Annotated in this window: 17 protein-coding genes; 14 read left to right on the top strand and 3 right to left on the bottom strand. The window is 40.5% G+C overall.

The window, feature by feature from the left end; genetic code table 11:
* Nucleotides 1-105: 105 nt before the first annotated feature.
* A complete protein-coding gene (locus AS888_RS16710; RefSeq protein WP_061143284.1) occupies nt 106-2,481 on the bottom strand; it encodes a glycoside hydrolase family 10-like protein in 2,376 nt (791 codons plus the stop codon).
* Between the two features lie 509 nt (nt 2,482-2,990).
* Between AS888_RS16710 and AS888_RS16705 the strand changes: the two genes are divergently transcribed.
* From AS888_RS16705 to AS888_RS26170, 9 genes are all read left to right on the top strand, one after another.
* Nucleotides 2,991-4,319 (top strand): ABC transporter substrate-binding protein, encoded by a 1,329-nt coding sequence (locus AS888_RS16705; protein ID WP_061143283.1) that lies wholly within the window; start codon nt 2,991-2,993, stop codon nt 4,317-4,319.
* 63 nt (nt 4,320-4,382) lie between these two features.
* Entirely contained in the window at nt 4,383-5,324 is a 942-nt protein-coding gene (locus tag AS888_RS16700) for a carbohydrate ABC transporter permease (protein ID WP_061143282.1), read from the top strand.
* Between the two features lie 19 nt (nt 5,325-5,343).
* On the top strand, nt 5,344-6,168 hold the full coding sequence (locus AS888_RS16695; protein ID WP_061143281.1) for a carbohydrate ABC transporter permease: 825 nt from the start codon (nt 5,344-5,346) through the stop codon (nt 6,166-6,168).
* Between the two features lie 81 nt (nt 6,169-6,249).
* Nucleotides 6,250-7,602, top strand: a complete 1,353-nt coding sequence (locus AS888_RS16690; RefSeq protein WP_061143280.1) for an FAD-dependent oxidoreductase — start codon at nt 6,250-6,252, stop codon at nt 7,600-7,602.
* Nucleotides 7,603-7,605: 3 nt separating this feature from the next.
* The gene (locus tag AS888_RS16685) at nt 7,606-10,155 is read left to right on the top strand and encodes a glycoside hydrolase family 38 N-terminal domain-containing protein (protein ID WP_061143279.1); all 2,550 of its coding nucleotides are present in this window, start codon (nt 7,606-7,608) and stop codon (nt 10,153-10,155) included.
* A 27-nt stretch (nt 10,156-10,182) separates the two neighbouring features.
* Nucleotides 10,183-11,877, top strand: a complete 1,695-nt coding sequence (locus AS888_RS25195) for an ROK family protein (protein WP_155645527.1) — start codon at nt 10,183-10,185, stop codon at nt 11,875-11,877.
* A 79-nt stretch (nt 11,878-11,956) separates the two neighbouring features.
* The gene (locus tag AS888_RS16675; protein ID WP_061143278.1) at nt 11,957-12,925 is read left to right on the top strand and encodes an acetylxylan esterase; all 969 of its coding nucleotides are present in this window, start codon (nt 11,957-11,959) and stop codon (nt 12,923-12,925) included.
* A gap of 4 nt (nt 12,926-12,929) precedes the next feature.
* Entirely contained in the window at nt 12,930-14,465 is a 1,536-nt protein-coding gene (locus tag AS888_RS16670; protein ID WP_061143277.1) for a DUF4127 family protein, read from the top strand.
* Nucleotides 14,466-14,536: 71 nt separating this feature from the next.
* Nucleotides 14,537-14,737, top strand: coding sequence for a hypothetical protein (locus AS888_RS26170; protein WP_061143276.1), 201 nt, complete (start codon nt 14,537-14,539; stop codon nt 14,735-14,737).
* Nucleotides 14,738-14,959: 222 nt separating this feature from the next.
* Here the strand turns inward: AS888_RS26170 and AS888_RS16660 are convergent, their stop codons facing one another.
* A complete protein-coding gene (locus tag AS888_RS16660; RefSeq protein ID WP_397252000.1) occupies nt 14,960-16,354 on the bottom strand; it encodes a sigma-54 interaction domain-containing protein in 1,395 nt (464 codons plus the stop codon).
* Between the two features lie 260 nt (nt 16,355-16,614).
* On the opposite strand from AS888_RS16660, the gene AS888_RS16655 reads away from it, so the two are divergent.
* The 5 genes from AS888_RS16655 (at nt 16,615) to AS888_RS16635 (ending at nt 23,460) form a co-directional block, all read left to right on the top strand.
* Nucleotides 16,615-18,279, top strand: coding sequence for an alpha-keto acid decarboxylase family protein (locus AS888_RS16655; protein WP_061143274.1), 1,665 nt, complete (start codon nt 16,615-16,617; stop codon nt 18,277-18,279).
* A 944-nt stretch (nt 18,280-19,223) separates the two neighbouring features.
* The gene (locus AS888_RS16650) at nt 19,224-19,799 is read left to right on the top strand and encodes an acyltransferase (RefSeq protein WP_061143273.1); all 576 of its coding nucleotides are present in this window, start codon (nt 19,224-19,226) and stop codon (nt 19,797-19,799) included.
* A gap of 962 nt (nt 19,800-20,761) precedes the next feature.
* Entirely contained in the window at nt 20,762-21,460 is a 699-nt protein-coding gene (locus tag AS888_RS16645; protein ID WP_081092493.1) for a polysaccharide deacetylase family protein, read from the top strand.
* Between the two features lie 14 nt (nt 21,461-21,474).
* Nucleotides 21,475-22,074 carry a DedA family protein gene (locus tag AS888_RS16640; RefSeq protein WP_061143271.1) on the top strand — a complete coding sequence of 200 codons (600 nt, stop codon included), beginning with the start codon at nt 21,475-21,477 and terminating at the stop codon, nt 22,072-22,074.
* A 225-nt stretch (nt 22,075-22,299) separates the two neighbouring features.
* The gene (locus AS888_RS16635) at nt 22,300-23,460 is read left to right on the top strand and encodes an MGDG synthase family glycosyltransferase (RefSeq protein ID WP_061143270.1); all 1,161 of its coding nucleotides are present in this window, start codon (nt 22,300-22,302) and stop codon (nt 23,458-23,460) included.
* Nucleotides 23,461-23,547: 87 nt separating this feature from the next.
* Here the strand turns inward: AS888_RS16635 and AS888_RS16630 are convergent, their stop codons facing one another.
* Complete coding sequence (locus tag AS888_RS16630) at nt 23,548-24,165, bottom strand: DNA-3-methyladenine glycosylase (RefSeq protein ID WP_061143269.1); 618 nt, start codon at nt 24,163-24,165, stop codon at nt 23,548-23,550.
* Between the last annotated feature and the right edge of the window lie 110 nt (nt 24,166-24,275).

The following is a 24,275-nucleotide window of genomic DNA, read 5'->3' as shown; positions in this document are numbered from 1 at the left end:
CATTACCTCCACGTGTTAATTTGTCATGGATACCCATGTTAATATGTTCCTCTTACTCATTATAAGTGGATTTCCAATGAAAGGGAAAAAAGATGCTTATACGCTTCAATTTGAAGGATTTTGATGGTTCAATGAGTAGTCCATCCATTCTTTTGCTTCTCCGAGTTGTTTTTTTATCCTATCTCCTACAACTGGTTTAAGCTTATTTTTGTCCATTAACTTATCGATTAGTTCCATGACTGAATTGAACTCTTTATCCATGTGTTCTGGATTTTTATCAATGGCTTTATTTAATCGATTGAGAGATTGTTTTAAAGCCTTACCTTCTTTTTTATCGAGAGCTCCTTGCTCCAAATATACGTCACTTATTTGTCTTTCGATTTCTGTTAATACGGTTTGAGCAGCCAAAATCGGTTCTTCGCCAGGGTTTAGAGCCTTTTCACGCCACGGTCCTTTCCCTAATGCATCAACTGAAGGGGCACTGGCTTGTCCGAAAGCGAACATATTCACTCCAGACGTACCATGTTTTGCAGATAGGACATCATCCACATTCATCATTTCATCAAGGTGATGGTAGAAAGAATATATTCCCGTATAGTACATCGTCCCAGCAGGCATTAGCTTTTTGCTGTCTTGAACGGTTTTTTGAATACTATTGAAGTCATGCCCATACGCCTGTGGGATGACACCATCTATATCATCTTTCCAATCGCTGATCAATACCGCTTCTGGCCCTGGTTCAGGTGTTGCTGTCATCATGAATTTCTGGTTAATATCTTTAGATTGATCATGCAACTTCTCAACGAATTCATTTTCTTTTGTACGCAACCAAGTTGTCCAATCTTCCCATTGTTCTGGGTTTGTCGCTGGGTTGAGGGTGAATGGATCACTACCAGTCCGTTCCTTATACAAAGCACGAACTTTTGTGCTAAAGCCGTAGCTTTTCTCGAAATCATGATGCGGATAGCGCATATAATCTATATTCAAACCTTTTATATCGTAGTTTAGCTGCATTTCCTTGTATATGGCTAGCATGAATTTCTGTACTTCTGGTTGTGCGATATCCAACCAATAGTATTTGTTTGATGTATCAGGGAGTGGTTCTCCTGTATTGTTTTGTCGTTGGATCGCTGCCCATTCAGGGTGGTTTTTAAATGCTGGCGGAGTTCCTAAACTGCTTTCACCGACCATAAATCCATCTGTCCATGCTTGAACCGTAAGTCCTCGCTTTCTTCCTTCTTTCACATAGGCAGCTAACAAATCGTTACCATAACGACCGTATTCGCCATTCTGAAACCTTGGGTGCTGTCCTGGCATACCATACTGCTCCATCACTTTACTCGGATAAATCGTATAGCCATGGAATGTAGTTTCAAGATAGACTGAATTGAAACCCGCCTCTTCCATACGGTCAAGTACTTGTTTGACTCCCTCAAGTGTCGTTTCCTCCGGACGATACCAAATGGCGCGTTGTTCCGCTACATTCGATGGCAAAGAATAATAGTAGGCGTCATAAGCAGACTGGGTCGCTTGCCGTGTGAGGTCAAGTGCTTTAACGGGGTCTCTTTCTTTTATAGTCTCTGCTTCAATTAATAGTTTTTCAGAATTGGAGATCGACTTCTTCGCTTTATTCATAGCAACATCCAAATAAATAGTTTTGGATTTTTCCATAGATGCTTTAGCTTGTTTAATGGCTTGCTTACTTTGATATGCATAACTATCAACATCTTGAATGATTTTTACAGAGCCATTTTCATCTACAGTGACTTTAGAGCCTATAATCGAATGGGATGTAAGCCATTTCGCTGCTATCCCATGTCCGCTCACAACATATCCGTTTGCCGGAATCCGGGAACCTCCGCCTCCTAATTTCGTAACGAACCCATTTTCAACGGTAATCTCGTAACCATATGCATTGGTTTTAGTTGTTTCTCCAAAAGATGGGTGATATACAATCAATTGATCAGGGCCTCTAAATCCATCGAATGGTGCTCCGGCTGGATTGGATGCCGCTGTAGGGTCGATTGCATTAGCGACTTTTTCTTCCTTCTTCACGACAGGTTCCAATAAGGTAACTGTTTCTCCGCTTTCTAATTGTGATAGGAAGGAATCTATCTCGGCAGTTGTCTTAGCACCGGTTGAAAGAACAAGGCCATTCCGGGGAATCGGGCTATCACCATCGGTCTTAGCTTTCACCCGATATGTATTTAATCCCTTCTTTTCAAGGATGACTTCTTTACTGCCTTTCTTTGTTTCCGTGTAATAGCTGAAGGTGTCATTAAAAACGATCAATTTGTTTTCGTTGGCAAGTTGGTTCGTCCCGCCAATGATCATGTGATCCCCAGAATGATCCTTGATGGTCAATATATCGACAGAAGTGCTTGGATGTTGGGCTGTAACGCTGCTCCCCGATCCGAAAGATGATAAAACTAGGCTTGAAGCAAAAATAGAGCTATTGATCACTCTCAATTTTCTACTCATAATATGTGCTCCTTTTCGTTTTATTGGTTACCCTGCTGTAGTTAGTTCTAGGTGGACAAACGGATGAAAGGCAAAGTGGGTATCATAGGCGGAATTATAAGAAAACGCTTTCAAGGAAACTATAAACAAAGTTTACATATTTAACAACTGGATTTTTAAATAATTTTTCTTTTATTCATTTTTATGAAATTAATTTTCATTAATGAAAAAACGTTCAAGGGAGGGGCAATCATCCACATTGCATTACTTGGTGAATAACAGCCTTTAAATAACAGGCCAGTTTGATGCGGACTCTGCGAAGTGTAAGTATAGTTTTGAGATGGTCTTCGATACAAAAGGCTTGGACCGAATTAAACGAGGGATTCAATAAGAAAGATCAAAATGAAAATTATTTTCAATATTTATAAATTTTAAAAATTAATTTTCGAAAACCGTTGAAATGGAATTAATTCTCTTTTATTATTATTGATAAGAAAACGTTTTCAAGTAGATTAAAAGGGGGACTGGAAATGGGAAAACAGATTAATAAGGTCGTTACTGGTACTTTGGCGGCTGCACTTTCAATGAGTTTATTGGCAGGGTGTAATAAGGAAGGGGCCGAGAAGACGAGCACATCGAAATCTGGAGAGTTGAGCGGTGAGGTAACATTATGGACGGCATCATTGGCAGGGGAGCCATTTGATACATATTTTGATGAGCTTGAGAAAAAATTTGAAAAGCTTCATCCTGATTTGGATGTCACGATAGAGGACATTCCCCAAAATGAAATGGAACAAAAAGTACTAACATCGCTTACGGGTAAAGATGTTCCGGATGTGGTCAACTTAAATCCACACTATATGTCTAATATTGCAGCTCAAGGCGGTTTATTGGACTTAACGGATATGGTAAGTGATAAAACGAAAAATTCGTTCGTAGAAGGCCCATACAAATCAGGTATATATGAAGATAAGTTGTACGCATTGCCATGGTATTTAACGACAACAATTTCTTGGTATAACGGAGATCATTTCGACCAAGCAGGAATTAAAGAATTGCCGACAACGATAAAAGGCATCTATGATACGGCAAAGGCTATAACGGACAAAACAGGAAAACCTTCTTATTATCCAGTAATCAATGACGGAAATACGATTATGGAAAAAATGGTTTCCCTTTCAAACGGAAAACCGATGGTGAAAGATGGAAAAGCAGTGTTTGAAACTAACAAAGACATTATCGACTATTTCACCTATACACAAAAGATGTATAAGGAAGGATTAATTCCTCAAGAAACAGCGGAAGGATCGTTAAAAACGGGCCAAGAGCTGTTCATGGCGGGTAATACATCATTCCTGGAAGGTGGCGTAACGTTTTTAGGACCAATAGAATCTGGTGCGCCAGACGTATATAAAGCATCCAAAGCCGGTCAACCGTTAGAGTCTGAAAGTGCACCAGTGAACGTTGCGGTCATGAACTTCGCAGTACCGGCAAAAACAAAAAACAAAGAAGCGGCTGTTGCACTGGCTGAATTTGTTACCAATGCAGAGAACCAATTGGAATTTTCGAAAACGGCAGGAACAGTATTACCTGCTACGAAAGATTCTTTAGAGGATGATTACTTCAAAAATCCTGGGGAATCACCGAAGGCACTTGGTATGCTGCAGGCATCGGAGTCTTTAGAGCGTGCAAAGGTACTAATTCCACCAACGGAAAGCAGCGCTGAATTACGTGAATCGACTAAGAATATTTTTGTTAAAAACTTACAAGGCAAGCTAACACCTGAAGAAGCTGTCAAACAACTATCATCAGAATGGAATAAAGCATTTGAAAAGTCAGATGAAAAAGTGACATTTTAATGAAGGGAAAAGCGGATAGCTTTGTAAAAAAAGCTATCTTCTTTTTTAAAAGGAGAGAGAAACATGAGCAGGGGACCTGTTGTACTTCCGAATGCTAAAGTGAAAGTCGGCACGCAAAAGAAAAGTAGACTAAGTATGCGACATGTGGCACCGTGGTTCTTTTTAATACCATCACTTTTAATTTTGGGAACATTCCTCATCATACCCATCTTAGAAGCCTTTCAATGGAGTTTATTGGACTATAAAATCATTGCGGGTACGGGTGAATTCGTTGGATTAAGTAACTTTAAAGAGATTTTTACGGATGCTAATTTTTGGATGGCGTTATTGAACACGTTCATTTTCTTAATCATCGTGCTGCCACTGAATGTCTTTTTACCGATGATTTTGGCGGTGTTGGTGAACCAAAAGATCAGGGGCGTTTCCACGTTCCGCATTCTCTACTATTTGCCCGTTGTAACACCAATGGTTGTAGCGGCATTGATGTGGAAAATGCTGTACTCACAAAGTGGAATCATTTCAGGGATTTTAGTTAAGCTAGGTCTCTTTGATTCTCCAACAAACCTACTCATTCAATCTTCCACAGCGTTATTCGCAGTATCGATGATCACGGTTTGGAAAGGGCTTGGATATTATATGATCATCTATTTAGCAGGTCTGCAATCCATCCCAAAGGATGTGTATGAATCTGCCAGTATCGATGGTGCTTCCGTTTTCCAACAATTTAGGAACATTACCATTCCCATGCTTGCACCGTCTGTTACATTGGTATCTGTCATGACAATCATCGCCGGTATGAAGGTGTTTGAAGAAATTGCCTTAACCACAGGTGGCGGGCCTTCTGGTGCGACGACCACTCTTGTTATGTATATATACAAAAAATTCATGAATTTAGATGTCAGCATCGCTTCGGCAGCAGGAATAGTCTTATTAGTTCTCGCTATTGGGGCATCCTTACTTCAAATGAAATTAACTAGTAGCCGCGAAGATGATTTAAGAGCGTAAATAGATAGGAGAGAACATGATGAAATCGAAGCGATTCAATCAAAGAATGTGGCTCTATACTCTAATGATCTTTATCACGATTCTCACTGTAGGTCCTTTTTTGATTACCTTGTTCATGTCATTAAAAGCAGCAAATGAAGGGATTTACAGCAGTATACTTCCAGCTTCCCCTACTCTAGAAAACTTCGTAACCGCTTTTGATAAAGCCAATTTCGGTAGGTACTTTTTAAACACCCTGGTGGTAACGGTAATAGCGATTCCACTAAATTTGTTATTTTGCAGTTTGGCTGCCTACCCGCTAGCACGTATGGACTTTAGGGGGAGAAGTGTTGTGTTGGCAATAATCATTTCCACGATGATGGTGCCTTTTCAACTGTATATGGCGCCTTTATTCCAACTTGCCGGTAGCCTTGGCTTACAAAATACACATATTGGCTTGGTCGTCATGCAAGTATCAACGGCCTTTGGTATATTCTTGATGCGCCAAGCCTTTTTAAGAATCCCAAAAGAGCTTGAAGAGTCAGCCTATCTGGACGGTGCGAATAAATTTAAAGTGTGGTATTTAGTTGCCTTACCACTAGTGAAACCTACTTTGGTTACACTGGCCATCTTCACCTTCATGGGTACGTGGGGGGATTATTTATGGCCGTTGCTTAATTCCACGGAAAGCAGCATGTATACCCTGTCGATTGGTTTAGCTCAGCTTTCACAAAATTTCGATGGCTCAAATCTAAAGTTAATAAGTGCGGCTTCGATATTAACGACAATTCCTACTTTATTAATTTTTATCTGGCTGCAAAAATACTTTATTTCCGGGGCAACGGACGGTGCGGTAAAGGGATAATTGTAATGATTTAATAGGTAAATTGATGCTGAACTGTCTAAAAAAAACGACACGAATTCTAAATGGAAGAGGTGAGTGAAGGTGGGAACAATCTCATTTTTTGGTCGGGAATTGCCGATTATTTGGGATATTGATTGCGTTGTGGTTGGAGGAGGAACAGGCGGGGCGGCAACAGCGATCGCCGCTTTAGACGAAGGCATACAGACACTTGTCATAGAGAAAACGATTTCTTTAGGAGGTACTCAAACGAATGCGTTAGTTTCTCCGATGATGCCGACTTTTGTAAAAGGACAGCGTGTGAATCAATTAATCATCGAGCGGTTACATAAAGAGAAAATCGATACGTTTGATGGGACCACTGCCTGTAGTTGGTTTAACGTTGAAACGTTAAGCTATGTATTGGAGCAGTTGATTATTGAGCGTGGTGGGCATCTATTATATGATGCCAATTATGTAGATTGTCTAAAAGAAGGCAAACAAATTACCCATATCATCGTAAACACATGCAACGGATTAGTGGCGATCAAGGGAAAGACATTTGTCGATGCAACAGCAGATGCGGTTCTATCGAGAACAGCTGCAGTCCCAGTTGAATCGGGTAACCAAGACGGACAAAACCAGCAAATATCGTTCCGGTTCGAAATGGGTGGCATTGATATAGCCGCTTTACGGGAATTCATCTTATCTCGAAACGAAACGTTTTGCAAAATTGAGAACCCGAAGTTCTTCGAGATCGTAATGGTTCCAGGAAAAGGTCATGTGTTAGAACCATTTTTTCAAAAAGGCTTACGGAATGGAGATTTACAGGAAGAAGATTTGCGTTATTTTCAAGCATTCACTCAACCTGGAAAACCTACAGTCATGTCTTTTAATTGCCCTCATATCCCTGATATTTATCAAACGACAGATCCTGTTCTTCGTTCGGAAGCAGTTACGAAAGGGCGTATGATGATTCGCAGATTATCAAACTTCTTAACGAATTATATCCCTGGATTTAAGCATGCTTACTTATTGAAGGAAGCAACACAGCTTGGCATTCGCGAATCGTACCGAATTATCGGCCAATACGTTTTATCGGAAACGGACTATGTGAACCGCGCCCGATTTAATGACGGTATCGCAAGGGGCGATTGGTATATTGACGTGCATAGCGTCAGTGAAGAAAAGGTGGAAAAGGCTCGGTTGTCTCGTGGTGAGTATTACGAAATACCATACAGATCATTGATTACCCATGAAGTGAATAACTTGATCATTGTCGGCCGCCATGTTTCAAGCACATTTCTCATGCAGGCGTCGCTGCGTATCCAACCGACCATTCGGGATATGGCACAAGCAGCGGGGCTAGCGTGCGCATACTCCATTACACATAATGTAGATCTCAATAAAATCGATGGCGCATTCCTTAAGCAACAGCTTGTTGAGATGGGGGAGTGAAATATGAAAAACATTAAAGAGGTACATGTGTTAAATCATACACATTGGGATCGTGAATGGTACGAAACGTTTGAAGAATTCCGTTATAAATTGCGAAATGGGCTGCGTTATGTCCAAGGGTTATTGGATTCTGGAAATCTTGATAATTTTTTTCTGGATGGACAAACCATCGTTTTAGAGGACTATCAAGAAATTGTAAGCCAGGAGGAATATAAGCGTCTTGTTTCATTCATTAAAGAAGGGAAGATTGAAGTCGGACCTTGGTACTTGTTAGCTGATGAGTTTCTCGTTTCCGGTGAATCGATCTTGAAAAACCTGGAAATTGGCATTAATAAATCAAAAGCCTATAATTCTGCTTATAATATTGGTTATTTGCCAGACACATTTGGCCATAACAGCCAAATGCCCCAAATTTTCAAGGGATACAATATTGATACGGCCATCGTATGGCGAGGGGCCATTTCAAGTGCATTCGAAAATACGTGGGAAGGTGCAGATGGAAGTAAGGTCTTTACATTTGTGCTGCCTCTTTTTGAAGGATATTATCAGACCTTCTTGAAGCATGATGACTATGTTGAAAAGACCAAAACATATTTAGAAAGCAATTCCCCATATTTGACGTATGGACGTGCATTAGTCATGAACGGAGCGGATCATACCTATACATGTCCAGATATAAATGAACGGATCAATGAATTAAATGCCTGCTATAAGGAAATTGAATTTAAGCAATCATTAATGTCCCATTATGTGCAATCATTCGCAGGAAATGAACCGGTAGAAACAATCGTTGGTGAGCAACGGGACCCTTCAAAAATATTTATTTTGCCAGGCGTGTATTCTACACGTTCTTATCTGAAAAACCAAAATCAAATGTGTGAAGATCAAGCCATCGGTACTATGGAAGCATTGAATGTATGGACAAACGGAAACACGAATTCAGCCCACTTCATCGAACATATATGGAAACTCATTTTGCAAAACCAGCCTCATGATAGCATTTGTGGTTGTAGTGTAGATGAAGTTCATACTGAGATGGAAACGAGGACACAAAAAGTATTAAGTGCGATTCGTCAATTTTCTAAAGACACATTGAATAATGAATATCCTTTTGAATTCTTGCAGGAAAATATAGAAAACGACTTTCTTTATGTAATGAATAACACACCAGTTGCAGACATCTATCCTGTGAAAACCGAGATACTTATTCCAGCGTCTCTCGATCTAGGTGGAATCACCCTCATGTACGATTCAGAAGAAATAGCGTTTGATCTTATAAAAAAAGAAAAACGGGAAGTGTTTTTACGCCATATTTTAGCTGAACCGCATTATGCTGAATACGTAATATATGATGTTTCTTTCGTCTTACCCTTTGATGGAGTGGAGACCAAAAGAATTCGGATCGAGCGGGTTTGCATGGAAGCCGAGTTAATTGAAATTGTGGATGAAAACGCAATTGAAAATGAGTTTTATCATATCCAATGCAGCGAAACTGGATTAATCATAACCGATAAAGAAAGAAATAAAGCCTATGAAAATCAGCATCAATTTGTTTCTTCATTAGATGCGGGGGATGCGTATAACTATTCGCCGCCTGTCAATGATCCATGCAGCCTGGCGATTGTAAAGGGTGTTAGCGATATTGTAAAAGGGAAATCATATCAATCCATGACGCTTCATTATGAAATGAAGTTACCAGCTTCCTTGAATGAAAATCGAACAGGTCCAAGCGAAGAATATGTTGTGAATAAAATGACGACGACAATCACACTTCATCAAGGTCGACGATTTATATCATTCAAAACAGTAATTCATAATCAGGCAAAAGACCAAAAGCTTCGAATTGGCTTTGCAACATCAAAAGCAGATGAAAGCTATGGGGATACAGCTTTTGATTTAGTAAAACGGCAAACGATTAGGGAAAAGGTATGGGATATGCCTAAAAATAAAGAAGCGGTCATGAACCAATATCCAACCCTTTCAACTGTATTGGCAATGGAGCATCAACTTGTGCATAGGGGTTTGCAAGAGTATGAAGTGGATCATTTTCAAGGAAATGATTTCATATTCCTAACGATGGTAAGAAGTGTTGGTTGGTTATCAAGACGAGATTTGCGTACCCGTGGAAATGGTGCAGCACCTGGATTCGAAACGCCAGGTGCTCAGTGTTTAGGGACGTATGAATTTGAATATGGCTTGGTTTTAGGGACAAGTCATCAGTCATTGAATACTACAAAAGTAATGCGTCAGCAAATCTTGACCCAACAATCATATGTATTGAAAGAGGGAGGGAAGTTGTTCAATCAATCTTCCTCTACCATTGCATTCTCTTCTTTCATACAAAAAGAAGAGAATACATTTGATATTCGCATGTTTAATCCAACTAATGAACGGCAATTGACACGATTAAATCTTGGGTTTGAACCAAGCTCCATTTATGAAGTGGATTTTACAGGAATATTAGCTGAAAAATATGAAACATCAGCACAAATAACGATAGCATTTAATCCTAAACAAATAAAAACGATTCGCGTGAAAAGGAAAGGGAATTAACGACCAACGATTGCTCTTTTCTTAGAAATGAAGGTGAGAATTTTGAGGAGATTTTTAGCATTTGATATCGGGGGAACCATACTCAAATACGGTGTGCTAACTGAAGAAGGGACATTTGTAGAGAAATATGAATGCCTAACTGAAGCATATTTGGGTGGCCCGGCGATTCTTGATAAGGTAAAACGATTAGGGGAGACCCTCATTGATCAGCATACGATTAGCGGTATTTGCATTAGCACGGCCGGCCAAGTGGATTCGAATAAAGGGGAGATTTTATATGCCTCTTCCTTCATTCCGGATTATACAGGTACCCCATTGAAAAAAGAACTAGAAACATTTTTTCAATTACCAGTTGAAGTTGAAAATGACGTGAACTGCGCAGGGTTAGCGGAGTCGTGGATTGGTACTGGCAGGGATGCGAAAAGTTTGTTTTGTCTAACGATAGGGACCGGTATCGGCGGCAGTTATATCATTGACAATAAATTGCAGGCTGGACACAGCTTTAGTGCTGGCGAGATCGGTTACATCCCAATAGAAGGAAGTCAATTTCAAGATTTAGCTTCAACAAGAATATTAGTGAGAAATGTTGCCAAGCGTAAGGGAATACCTGAAAGTGAGATTGATGGGAAAGAAATTTTTGCTCTTGCACAGTTGGATGATGAGATTTGCATCCAGGAAATCAATCGTCTCGTTTACTATTTGGCCAAAGGAATCACAACCATCGCTTATATGATGAATCCAGAAATGATCATAATTGGCGGGGGGATTACAGCACAAAAAGAGTATTTATATCCCCTTATCATGGCACAGTTGGAAAAAGATATCATGCCTGCCGTGTTAGATAAAGTGCAAATTGAAATCGCCCGGAATCTTAATGATGCAGGCATGATCGGAGCGCTTCGTCACTTTTTGCTCCAAGAGTCTTTAAAACCGTTAAAAAGCATCACGACGATTATCGAATCCAATACACATAAATTAACGAAACACGAGCAAAATATCGCCAAATTCATCATTTTAAATTTAGAAAGCATGCCAAACAAAACGATATCCGAGATGTCACGTCAATTAAATTTGTCAGAGGCGACGATTACAAGATTTTGCAAGAAGCTAGAAATCGGGTCTTACAATAAACTGCGATTAATGGCGAAAGAAGCCATTGTGAGCACTCGATTATACGAACAAACAGAAAACACGAGCTTGAGTTCAGTGAAACAAGCTTATACGAGAATGTTCAACAAATTCGATACGCTCAATGAGTTAGAAGATATTAAGCAATTTAAAGATCGATTAGTGTCAGCAAAAAAAGTTTTTCTATACGGTGCAGGCGAAATGACCCTTGTTGCCAAGCAATTAAAATATAAGCTAATGAAACTTGGTATGGAAGCAGACGCATTCTCAGATCTCTACCAAATGGAGATATCTACGCACGTACTAGATCGAGAAACGGTTGTAATCGGTCTAAGTACATCAGGCTATGATGCCCATATAGTGAACATGATGGAAAGCGCTAAGAATATGGGCTCAACGACCATTGGAATTACGAGTCAACAAGACTCTCCTGTCGCGCTTGTTTCTGATATTCACCTGCTCGTTCCTGCCACTGATGATATACAAGGATATAGTCATTCAGCTAGTGAAGTGTGTGCATTTTACTTACTGGATGTCCTGTTAAAGGAAATGCAAAATAATGGTGAAGTGATCAGCCAAAAAAATATTATGTAAAAGAAGTGATGAAGCCGAATGCCGTACCATTCCACAACACCTACTGAAATACTGGTCACCTGCTTATGGAGGAATCACGTTGAATCTCATTGATTTATCACTTGAGCAACTGCAGATGTATCGACCTGAACAAACAAAGAAAAAAGATTTTGAAGAGTTTTGGAATAATCGGAAGAATGAAAGTGCCCTGCAAGGTTTAAATATTGTTATAGAACCAGTTTCCTATTATGTTCCAGGCGTAGAACTGTATGATGTGACCTTCAATGGGTTCAGAAATTCACGTATACATGCGTCCTATTTAAAACCTGAGAAAGATGTTCATCCAAAATCGCCTGCAGCTGTAATCTTTCACGGATATAATTGGAACACTCTTCAGCCGCACTACGCATTCAAATATTTAATTCAAGGTATTCCCGTGATGTTAGTCGATGTCAGAGGGCAAAATGTTCGTTCACCCGATCACAATCCATACAAGAATGGAGGTTCCTCTGGTTGGATGACACTTGGAATTACAGATCCGGATAACTATTACTTCAGTTATGTGTATATGGATTGTTATAGAAGCGTTGATGTTATAAGGGAATTATCAGGAAAGACGGATGTTTTTGTAGAGGGAGGAAGTCAGGGGGGCGCTCTAGCAGTTGCGACAGCTGCCTTGCAAGAAGGCATCTCGTACTTACTAGCTGATGTTCCTTTTCTTACTCATTTTAAACGATCCATTCAACTATCAACAGAAGGTCCTTATCGGGAAGTTAATCATTATTTTAAACTGCATGATCCCTTACAGAAAAACCGTTCAGCAGTTTTTGACGCTTTGAGCTATGTCGATTGTATGAATCTAGCGAGTTTTGTTTCGTGCCCTTCATTAATCGGAGTAGGATTGGAAGATAGGGTGTGCCCGCCTTCCAGCGGATTTGCCTTATATCATCATTTAGGCGGTGAGAAGCACATCCAAGTATATCCAGAATTTGGACATGAGCTACCAGCTATACACGTAGAAAGGAAACTTCAATTCATCGCTTCAAGAAAGAAGTTTAAAAAGGAGTAATCGCATGAAAATTGTCTACGTACCCATCGATGAGCGACCATGTAATGTTGATTACATAAAAAACATTGCCCGTTCTTCATCAAATATGGAAGTAATCCTCCCAAGTGAAGAATTACTCGGGGCCAAAAAAGTTGCAGCTAATACGAGCCAGTTATGGAATTGGTTGACTAAAGCTGCGAGTAACGCAGATGCTATGATTTTAAGCATCGATATGTTGGTGTATGGAGGTTTACTGCCTTCCCGTTTGCATGATTTATCAATAGATACTGTGACTATGTGGATGGAACGAATGCGAACCCTACATAAAGCATATCCACACGTGCCCATTTATGCCTCCAATTTAATTATGCGTACGCCAAAATACAGCTCAAGTGATGAAGAACCCGACTATTATGAAAAGTGGGGCCGTGAAATTTTCATGCGTGCCTACTTATCAGATAAAAAAATTCGCGAGAAGTTGTCTGAAGAAGAACAGAGACAGCTACAAGAGATTGTATCCTTGTTGCCCAAGTCATACATACAAGACTATGAATCGAGACGAGCATTCAATTCCATGATAAACACGAGTATGTTAGAGCTTGTCAAGGAAGGTGTAATTACATTCTTATCAATTCCTCAAGATGATAGCGCAGAATATGGATACACGGCAATGGACCAACAAAAGGTTGCTGAGAAGATAGAACAATTACGCTTGTATAAGCAAGTGCATATGTATCCTGGAGCGGACGAGGTGGGAGCGACTTTATTGGCGCGTGTATATAATGAATGGATGGGGAAAAGGCCAAAGATTTATCCGATTTGGAGTAGTTCGCTTGGGCCCCAATTGATTCCCATGTATGAGGATCGCCCTTACGCTGAAAGTTTAAAATCACATGTACTAGCGGCAGGCTGTCAATTAGTAACGAGCGCTGAAGATGCGGATTTAATACTTGCTTATAATACGCCAGGCCGTATTATGCAAGAGGCATGGGATCAACATAAAAAAGATATTACATACACAAGTTTTCGAAATATGTTAACCTTTGTTGATTCTATCAGGACGTTTATAGAATCCGGAAAAAAAGTGGTGGTTGCCGATGCTGCCTATGCGAACGGGGGAGATCGGGAGTTGATCACACTTTTGGATGAAGAACGAATACTGGATAAATTGTTGTCCTATAAAGGATGGAATACGAATTGTAACACACTTGGTTCAACCATTTGTCAAGGTGTTGTCGCTCTAAATGGCAAGGCGGACATCATCGAGGAAAATATCATGTATCATTTACTAGATGACTATTTTTATCAAACGGAAGTTCGAATGGACATGGTAGCCGATTTTCTCCCCAATTATAATCTCACGTACTTTAATCTGAACAATGAAGCGGGAGTTGTAAGTAGAGAGAGAGATAATCGATTAATAAGGCGTTACCATGAAATGATTTTACATAGTTTTAAAGGAATCAAACTTGAAAAAATCACCACATTCGCACCTTGGAATCGAATGTTTGAATGTGGAATGGTCTTACAAATTGATAGGAGAGGGGGAGGGACATGTTAACAACAATCAAAAAAGGGTTAGTTGTATCTTGTCAGGCTATAGAAGGGTAACCATTATGTGGATCTGATAATATGAAACGAATGGCAGATGCCGCAAAAAGAGGCGGGCCCGTTGGGATTCGTGCTAATGCCGTGGAGATTTTCATCTACCAGTCATCCCCGAAGGGAATGTCAACACCGCCGATAGGCTTTAAAGCGCATTCAGTCGGGGTTTACCGAGCGCTTTGTCAAAGAAATTCAATCGATGAGAAACTCAACTTGAATCAAGCATAAGCCGGAAGATCCAAGTTGGGGTTCACATCCTGTAATTACCGGAGTTATCCTAATGACAGTTAAGGGATAGCTCTTTTCCCTGTGAGGCTGGGCAGATCGGGCTTACCCGATTTTTATGGCAGCAACGTGGAAGAAAAAAGGCAACATATTGTGACAGACAGGCGAGAGGAAAGGGAAGTTCTTATGAAAGTCCCATATTAATATGTACAAGGTTTGTTGGTATCACGTCACTTGACCTTTATATTTCTTCATTTTCCTTACGACCGACGGCTGACTGATGCCTAAGGATTTTGCCATTTCATATGTGGATTTACATTGTTTGCTCGCTTTCATCAACATCCACTTTTCCACTTGTTCAAGAGCAGTCTTAAGGTCACTGTCGTCCACCAGCATTTGATCGAGCATCAAGGTATCATCTTGATTCCCAAAAGAATCCTGTCCATGCAATTGAGCGGCGAGGAAGCCTGGGAAAATGTTGGAGTCTTCCGAGGTCAAAATGAGCCGTTCAATAAGGTTTTCCAATTCTCGCACGTTCCCGGACCATTTATGGTGAATCAGGATTTCATATGTGGAAGGATGCAATTTCTTATTTGTGTTGTATTTCTTGTTGATGATCTCGAGATTATGATTGATTAGGATAGCAATATCTTCTTTTCTTTCTCGTAAAGGCGGTATTTGGACGGGAATCACATTTAAGCGGTAATACAAATCGAGCCTGAAAGCACCCTTTTCGACCATTTCCTCAAGGTTTTGATTGGTTGCCGTTACAAGCCGGAAATCAATCTTATGCTCTTTTTTTCCGCCGACTCTTTTAAACGTCTTCTCTTGCAGTACATTTAATAATTTCACTTGCATATCCAGAGGCAGCTCGCCGATTTCATCCAAAAAAAGCGTTCCGTTATCAGCTTGTTCAATCAAGCCTTCCTTCCCGTGCTTTTGCGCCCCTGTGAAGGACCCTGCTTCATACCCAAACATTTCCGATTCAAAGAGGCTTTCTGGTATGGTACTGCAATTGACTTCGATGAAGGGCTCTTTCCTGCGATAACTTTGATCATGGAGCCTTCGGGCAAAAACGCTCTTTCCCACCCCCGATTCGCCAAGTAGCATGACAGTGGCATCCGTTTTGGAAACACGCAGGATCGTTTTGGCGATTTGCCGCATCTCTTTGCTTCGGTAAATCAGCTCTTCCTGTTCCCTAAGCTCTTCTACCTCGGATTGATATTCTTGGACCTTTTTCTCCAATTGGCCGTATTGATCCTGGAGCTTCCTGATTTCCGTTTGATCTTGGGTATAACTGACGACTCGAATCAGTTCACCATCATCATCAAAGATGGGGTAAGCTGTCGACATGACGATTTTTCCCGTTTTTGTATGCTGCATGATTTGGACAGGTGTTTTTTCTTTCAAGACCATTGCGGAAATTGAAGGTGAGAGGATCCCCTCCGTTTCAAGCTGATAAACGGATTTTCCAAGATAATGGTCAGGTTCAATTCCATAGATCCACCAATGGTTTGGATTAGTAAATAAAATGAATCCCTTTTCATCTGTCACGGTGATATTGTTATTGGAAGTGCTGATGATGCTTTCCAAAATTCTTTTTACGTTATGATCATTCATCATGTTCCTCCTAGTCCTTCTTTCCATTAATTCAAATATAAATTAAAAAAGCGAGGTAAATCAAGAATTTTCAGTTATTTTGATTTGGAAATGAATCATTTCCTACTATAGTCTCTGCCCCGTAAGGTTTGCTTACAAGTTTCCAGAGAGTAATAGAGTAGCAAGGCTTGTCTTCATTACCTGGACACTTATACGGTTAACCTACTAATGTTTGGGTATAAATATAGTAGAGATGAATAATTCGGAGGAGTGTTGATTTGATGGAAAACAGAACCTTGGGACAGTATTTATACGATTGTTTAAAAGGAGAAGGAATTACGGAAATTTTTGGTGTGCCCGGAGACTATAACTTCTCACTGCTAGATACCCTGGAGGAATATGAGGGGATTGAATTCATTAATGGAAGAAATGAACTCAATGCTGGATACGCAGCGGACGCCTATGCCAGGGTGAAGGGCATTTCGGCATTGATCACCACTTTTGGTGTTGGGGAAATGAGCGCATGTAATGCAGTGGCGGGTGCCTACAGTGAGGATGTGCCGCTCATTCATATCGTGGGGTCGCCAAAGTCCATGATGCAAAAAAAGAAGGCGATTGCCCATCATACGTTAATGGATGGAGATTTTGACGTTTTTCGTAAAGTATATGAGCATATCACGGGCTATACAGTGGTTCTTACACCCGAGAACGCTGCTAGGGAGATACCGGCAGCCATCAGGATCGCGAAGTCAAAGAAAAAGCCGGTTTATATGGTAGTGGCTATCGATCTTGTTACAAAACCGTTGCTTTCTCACAGTGAGCCATTGGAAAACGAGGCCAAAACGAACCAGGTCGCGCTGCAGGCAGCAGTCGAGCAGATACAAAAAATGCTAGAGCCGGTAAAGAAAGCTGCACTGCTTGTCGATATGAAAACACTGCGGTATAACCTTGGAGAATCTGTGCAGGAGCTTGCTGAACGGTTGAATGTACCGGTCGCTTCGCTAATGCAGGGGAAAAGCGGTTTCGATGAGAGCCATCCTCAGTATATCGGTGTTTACGGCGGGGCGTTCGGCAGTCAGGAAGTGACCAAGACCGTTGAAGAAGCGGATTGTATCATTGCCGTTGGGCCGGTTTGGTCTGACACGAATACCTCAAAAGAGACAGCAAAGCTTGATCGGCTGAAAATGGTCGAAATCCAACCTGATTCCTTGAAAGTGGGTGCAGCCAGTTATATGAACGTCAAGGCGGAGGATATCCTGGATGCACTCAAGGACATCGGCTTCAGGCAGGAGGAATCGGTTACAGCCATCGCGTTCCCATATGACACAATGGCTGGTGACTCATCCGCACCACTGAATGCGGCTTCTTATTATCCCCGGATTCAGCAAATGTTAAAGGAAGATGACATTGTGGTCACGGAAACGGGAACATTCTCTTATGGCATGTCACAGGTTAGGCTGCCAAAGGGTGTGACCTATATAGCGCAAGGAGGATGGCAAAGCATCGGGTATGCCACACCTGCTGCTTTCGGCGCTTGTATTGCGGATAAAAACCGCCGTGTACTTTTGTTTACCGGTGACGGCTCGATACAGCTTACTGCACAGGAAATAAGTTCGATGCTGGAAAATGGCTGTAAACCTATCATATTCATCCTCAACAATGACGGCTATACGATCGAAAAATTCTTGAACGTCAAGGTTGATATCGAAAAACAGAAATACAATGAGATACCAGCGTGGAATTATACAAAATTGCCTGAAGCATTTGGCCAGGAAGCCTTCACTGCCAGGGTCGAGACGAACAGGGAACTGGATGATGCCATCTCAAATGCTCAGGATCTCAACGGTGAAAAACTGTGCTTGATCGAACTGATCGTGAAAGACCCCATGGATGGACCGGAGTATATGCAAAAAATGAGGCAGTACCTAGAAAAGCAAGAGAACTAAAGTAATACCATCCCACCCCTGAAGATGATTTTTCCTGCATTATTCAAGAAACTGAGGGACCCCGCTAGATTATTGCGGCGGGAGGCTAGGCAGCCATTCACGGAAAGGGTGCGGAATTATGAAACCAACAAAAAAGGCCTTCTGATGAAGGCCTTTTTTGTTGGATAGATGATGTAATTGCGTCAGTGAACTCTGCACGGACAAATCATAAACAAGAATGGCAAGTTAAGAAGTAGAAGTAACCAGAGGATCATATCAATTTTGGTCCATGTCATTTCAAAATTGGAACCGCGAATTCTGAAAATAACAGTATTATAAAACTATCATGCAAGAAGTGGCAAACAGATATAACTATTCTTTTGGAGTTTGCCTATTCCTGCAGGTAAAAGGGCATGAAATTTATCATTGGGGCAATTAATGGAGTGAACGAAGAAAATCTCAACAATAATCAGCTTTTCACAAGCAGGAAAGACATCCACCACAGCAGGCAGATGATAAAAAATGATTTAAAGAAAGCTTTTTATTAAAACAAACAATGGTCTATTATCGGAAAAATGGGTGATATAGCCCAACGAAAGGAATCATCAAGACTGGAAGGTCCCTGTATCATGAGCCAACTCAATTATGTGATTATGGAAATGCAAAGTTTATTGCGTGAGGTATGAGGAAAAGGAAGTATTGGTCTTATAAATAGTTTTTTCTAGTGTGATTATTCTTGCTGCGATTATCCATAAATTAGGGTTTGAAGCAGTCTATGTAATCGTGGTACTGCTAAGGTTAATGAGCGTGCAAGGCGTTAAACATTTACAGAAAAAGGAGTGAAATATCAGATTCTATTAACTTATATTAATAGAATCTTGAAGCTAATACGGTATGGCCCATGCCCTTTACTGTGCTTATATGATATATGGGGTAAAATTCATTTGGAAAACGGAGTTTAAAACATGAATAGAAATGAAAAAGGGTACATGGAATATGGTTTTTATAAAAAATATTGGATTAAACTTAATAAAATGGTTTTAAGAAATATAGGCGGTTTATTGCCTCAATCGGATCATCCTTTCGGTAAAATACTAGGAAGGAACTTCAGGAACTTTGTAGCGAGACAGATTGTTGTGGAATTCGGTAAAGGAATTAGCGTCGAAAGAGGGGCTAATCTTCAGGAAGGGGTTATATTGAAGGATGGATGCACTGTTGGAATTAACTGCCTAGTAGGTGCAGATGCAGTTATAGGCAAAAATTCTAAATTGGCTCCTGATTGCATAGTTTATACAAGAAACAAGCAATTCCACAAGGACGTGGGAAGATTTTACGATTACAGTCCAATCCAACCGGTAATTATCAGGGATAATTGTTGGATTGGAGCGAGGGTCATCATTTTACCTGGAGTGGAAATTGGGGAGAGCTGCGTAGTTGGAGCTGGAGCCGTCGTCACTAAAAGTATGCCGCCATTCTCAGTTGTGGCAGGTAATCCAGCAAAAGTGATGAAGAGCTTACTGGAAGAAGAAAATAAAACGTAATATATTCCAGGAAAACTAACTCCCTATTAATATGATTTTGTGAGAATTAATGAAATCTTGTTATAAGGTTTCATTTTCTTTTTCATCAGCAAATTTCCAGCAACTTCTTTCCTGTGCACATGAAACATCAATAGATTCGTCGAAACGTATATAGTGCTCACCCCATCCAAGGCAGCGAAACCGGATAACGATTAGGGGGGAGTCAAAGATGTGTCATTCCATATGCTGTATTGGAAAAAATAGGTAAGTGAATCCATGTAACTAACTATCTGGAATATACAAAGTTAGCATTTCTGCTGAACTTGAAGTGGTTAAGCTGTTGTCCTGTTTCAAAAATGGAACGCTTCAATTTCTTTTTGGGATATTGGTACATTAAATGTAGAATTTTGTGACAAATGAAGCAGATTTTTATAGAAAACTTCAAATTAAGTTCACCTGATCAACAATCCTATCCTCTACTCATAAAGCTGCATATCCTAAACACAGTCCCCAGAACTAAATTTTCCAGAAAAAAATCGGCATTTATCAATCGTGCCAGTTACCTACAGCTAAGATGTTCCATTTCAGTCATCCCTAATAGTAATCATTTTCCCATATAGAGCCTCTTAATCCATGACTGGATGTAAGCCCGGCCACCTCCGTTATAAATAATGGGGCTAAAAGCCGGCTAAAACTAAGGCACAAGGCTGGTATAATGTTTTAATCAAAGGGAATGGTAGCCTCTTGTATCAATATTCGATAAACGAGCCGTCAATCTCCCCGAATATAGAAGTAAGTTAATAATACAATAAGATGGGGAAAGGATAGTAGTATGGATCTGTGGGCAGAGCCCTTACGAAAATGTAAATCGTTTCATTGTTTAATTGAATTTACATTACAATCCCTTTATATTGAAAAGGTGGCAGTTTATTAGGTGAATTCAAGCAAGGATATGAAAATGGAGAGGATCGGTTTTTTACGTGATGGTTATATGGATGGTCGGTTTTACTATTTTATTGGCTCTATTTCTACTATATACGTTAGTCCCTACGGTGCTTATCCGTGGATTCGGATTGGGAATAACCAAAAATATAAAGAAAAATGGCGGGGTAGCATTAACTTTTGATGATGGACCCAACCCCGAATATACAATAAGATTGCTCGATCTTTTAAATAAGTATGAAGTAAAAGCTTCGTTCTTTGTGGTTGGCAGTAAGGTGAAGAAGAATCCTGAAATCATTAAACGAATGCATGAGGATGGGCATGTGATTGGAATCCATCATTTTGACCATGTTTCAAGTTGGGTCCTTTCACCATTTCAATTAAAGAAGCAATTGGGTATGACCGAAAAGGCAATAACTGAATGTACGAAGGAAAAGGTCGGTTTTTATAGGCCTCCATGGGGACATTTCAATATTTTCACACCTATTCTTAGCAAGAACTATAGGGTGATCATGTGGTCGGCCATCTTTGGTGATTGGAAAGTGGATAATTGCAGAAATAACCTGCTTGAGAGATTACGGACAACTTCCAATGAAGGCGAAATTTTACTACTGCATGACTGTGGTGAAACATTGGGAGCGGATAAGGAGGCACCACTGCATATGATTGAAAACTTGGAAATTTATTTACGCGAAAGTAAAGAAAAGGGAACGAAGTTTGTTACGTTAAGAGACATATAAATTCTGGGGGTACCATGAATATCGATACGATTTTACACTTCATTAATATATATGGATACCTGATCATTTTTCTTTTTTTGTTCCTCGGTATCGTTGGAATTCCCGCTCCTGAAGAATCGCTCCTTTTTTTAATTGGAGTGTTGATCGTCCAAGATAAACTCGCCTTTGGGCTATCGGTATTATCTGCTTTTCTGGGTGCTTTTATAGGGATGCTCGTAGCTTACGTTTGTGGGAAATATGTGGGGTACCCATTTATAAATAAATATGGCAAGTACGTTGGGATTACCAATGAGCGTTGGGAAAAGGCAAAAATAAATTATATGGAAAATATCCAAAAGACGATCGTATTTGGATTTTATATACCTGGGATGCGGCAAATTAGCCCTTATTTTGCTGGGATATCCAATATCCCTTTCCGTAAATTTTTCTTTCTTTCCTTATTGGGCACTTTCCTCTGGACTGTCCCCTTTATAGTGGCTGGATATTATATGGGGAATGCATTCAATATAAACCCTGAATATGTTCCGTATTTAGGTGTCTTTTTCTTATTTATTTTTGTATTATATGGCACTTTCAAATATATTAAAAGAAAGAAACAAAAGTCCAGTAATTGAGAGTCACTTCTTTTCCATGAAGCGTTAGCACTGATTTCCTATTGGAAAATAAGTTTATCAATGGAGACTTATTATACTTTGAACTATCATTGGAATTCTCGATCAACAAGAACGTGTACAGCAAAGATGATAATTTATTGTAGCAGGATCTCCGTTCCGAGCCTGCTAGTATTTGTCTATATGAAATATGGTATTCAAAGTATGATTTCTTAGGAGATGACACGTATGAAAAAGATTTTGTTTTTACCTCTCTTTCGAATGCAGTCAGGACATCATCAAGTTGCTGAGGCATTAATGGATATGTTGAAGAAGCATTCAAACGGTATCGCTTTTAAAAAAGTGGATTTGATAAGCTATACAAATAATTCTTTAGAAAAAATGGTGACAACTGGTTACCTAAAATGGATCAGGTATGCACCAGAAACTTATAACCTCGCCTATAAAAACCTTTTCTATGTTCCAACATCGAAGGAATGGGCATTCAAATGGTATCAAACTATATTCTTAAGAAAGATGGAACAATTGATAGCTGAGGAAAAACCCGATTTAATCGTATGTACACATGGTTTTCCTTCCTATCTTTTGAGCCAGTTAAAGATAAAAGGGAAATGCAATATCCCCATCATTAATGTATACACGGACTACTTCATTAATAATGTGTGGGGGACACAAGGGATAGATGCCCATTTTCTCCCTAGCCAAGAAGCAAAAGAAAAGTTAATGAGCATGCGTGAAATACCAAAACAAAAGATGATGGTCACCGGCATCCCCGTCCATGAGGACATCACTAAAATCGCCAGTGAACCAAAAACATCGGATCGCCCTAAAATTTTGATATCGGGGGGGAATAGCGGCCTGGGCGGGATCTTGAATATAGCTGCCCAATTAAAGACGTCGACCGAGTTCGACTACTTCGTACTTTGTGGCAATAACAACAAACTGTATGATGAAATCCAATCTTGGAATTTGGCTCATATCAAGCCTTTATCCTACATCTCATCAAGAGTTGAAATGAATAAGCTTTATGAAGAGGTTGATGCCATCGTTACGAAGCCGGGCGGTGTCACCATAAGCGAAGCATTACGAAAAAGGCTGCCGATTTTCGTCCATTCCATGCTTCCCGGCCAGGAGGAAATTAATTTAAAGTATTTAAATGAACAAAAGCTTGTATTCGAGCTTAATCAGAAAAGGCCATTTGAACAACAAATGAAGGAAACGTTGTTGAACCAGGAATTAATGGAGAAATGGACCACTTCGATCGAGTCCTATCATAAGGAAATTGAACTTGATAAGCCTGAGGGGATGGTTGAAGTGATGAAGTTGATCATTAATCTCGAAGAAGCCAGCGACCTTCCGTATATGAGCAGTCAAACTAAAGTCATTTAAGGCATGGACTGCGTTACAGATGGGACGAGCTTCATCCCCTCCATGATCAAGTGTATCAATATCACTTGATCATGGAGGGGAGTGGGCTCATCCTTTATTAATGGTGCGGGTGCGGGATATATAGGGGCTTCCTGTCACCCAAAAACGCCACGGATAATCCTTGGCTTCCCCAGAGTTATCGATCCCGATGCGGGGGCCGCAGGAAATGTGTTCAGGCTGCTTCCCGACAGCGAGATAAAGAGGGGGAGCCGTATAGGATCGGCCATAATCCTCCATGGTGATGCCCAGTGCTTTTGTCAGCTTTCCAGGACCATTCGTCCATTTGCGCATGTCGGCAATGCCGCGCCTTTCCTGCATGGTCTCAAGGCCTGAATAAGGTTCAACCGCCCGGATTAAAATGGCTTCCGGGTTCCCGGCCCCGCCGCTTACGACGTTGACCAGAGTATGGGTGTGCATGACGTATGTATAAATCAATCCAGACTTGCCGAACATCACTTCCGTCCGTTTTGTCCTTCTATTTCCAAAACTATGTGCAGCCCTGTCAAGAGGACCCATATAGGCTTCGGTCTCCACGATGAATCCAGAAGCGGTTCCAGTCGGTGTTTCTTTTACAAGCAGGCACCCGAGGAGGGATTTTGCCAGCTCGAGCGTGGGTTGTTCATAAAAATCGCCTGATAAGATTGAATGGTTCGTTATTTCGGTCATATGATCACTCCATTTTATTGCTTACAGGTAAGTTTCCCTAATCAAAGAAGAAGAAACATCGATTTGAAGGGATTAACAAGGCCGGCTGAACCACTCAGCCGGCCTTGTTT

It is taken from the genome of Peribacillus simplex (assembly GCF_001542915.1).
GTDB lineage: Bacteria > Bacillota > Bacilli > Bacillales > DSM-1321 > Peribacillus > Peribacillus simplex_B.
Note: the sequence above shows the minus strand (reverse complement) of the source record. Positions and strands in the feature narration are given on the sequence as shown.

What these genes read in the sequence shown, in the direction of transcription:
- AS888_RS16710 (WP_061143284.1), bottom strand. Translation starts at nt 2,481, where the DNA reads ATGAGTAGAAAATTGAGAGTGATCAATAGCTCTATTTTTGCTTCAAGC.
- AS888_RS16705 (WP_061143283.1), top strand. Translation starts at nt 2,991, where the DNA reads ATGGGAAAACAGATTAATAAGGTCGTTACTGGTACTTTGGCGGCTGCA.
- AS888_RS16700 (WP_061143282.1), top strand. Translation starts at nt 4,383, where the DNA reads ATGAGCAGGGGACCTGTTGTACTTCCGAATGCTAAAGTGAAAGTCGGC.
- AS888_RS16695 (WP_061143281.1), top strand. Translation starts at nt 5,344, where the DNA reads ATGAAATCGAAGCGATTCAATCAAAGAATGTGGCTCTATACTCTAATG.
- AS888_RS16685 (WP_061143279.1), top strand. Translation starts at nt 7,606, where the DNA reads ATGAAAAACATTAAAGAGGTACATGTGTTAAATCATACACATTGGGAT.
- AS888_RS25195 (WP_155645527.1), top strand. Translation starts at nt 10,183, where the DNA reads ATGAAGGTGAGAATTTTGAGGAGATTTTTAGCATTTGATATCGGGGGA.
- AS888_RS16670 (WP_061143277.1), top strand. Translation starts at nt 12,930, where the DNA reads ATGAAAATTGTCTACGTACCCATCGATGAGCGACCATGTAATGTTGAT.
- AS888_RS26170 (WP_061143276.1), top strand. Translation starts at nt 14,537, where the DNA reads ATGAAACGAATGGCAGATGCCGCAAAAAGAGGCGGGCCCGTTGGGATT.
- AS888_RS16660 (WP_397252000.1), bottom strand. Translation starts at nt 16,354, where the DNA reads ATGAATGATCATAACGTAAAAAGAATTTTGGAAAGCATCATCAGCACT.
- AS888_RS16655 (WP_061143274.1), top strand. Translation starts at nt 16,615, where the DNA reads ATGGAAAACAGAACCTTGGGACAGTATTTATACGATTGTTTAAAAGGA.
- AS888_RS16650 (WP_061143273.1), top strand. Translation starts at nt 19,224, where the DNA reads ATGAATAGAAATGAAAAAGGGTACATGGAATATGGTTTTTATAAAAAA.
- AS888_RS16645 (WP_081092493.1), top strand. Translation starts at nt 20,762, where the DNA reads ATGGTTATATGGATGGTCGGTTTTACTATTTTATTGGCTCTATTTCTA.
- AS888_RS16640 (WP_061143271.1), top strand. Translation starts at nt 21,475, where the DNA reads ATGAATATCGATACGATTTTACACTTCATTAATATATATGGATACCTG.
- AS888_RS16635 (WP_061143270.1), top strand. Translation starts at nt 22,300, where the DNA reads ATGAAAAAGATTTTGTTTTTACCTCTCTTTCGAATGCAGTCAGGACAT.
- AS888_RS16630 (WP_061143269.1), bottom strand. Translation starts at nt 24,165, where the DNA reads ATGACCGAAATAACGAACCATTCAATCTTATCAGGCGATTTTTATGAA.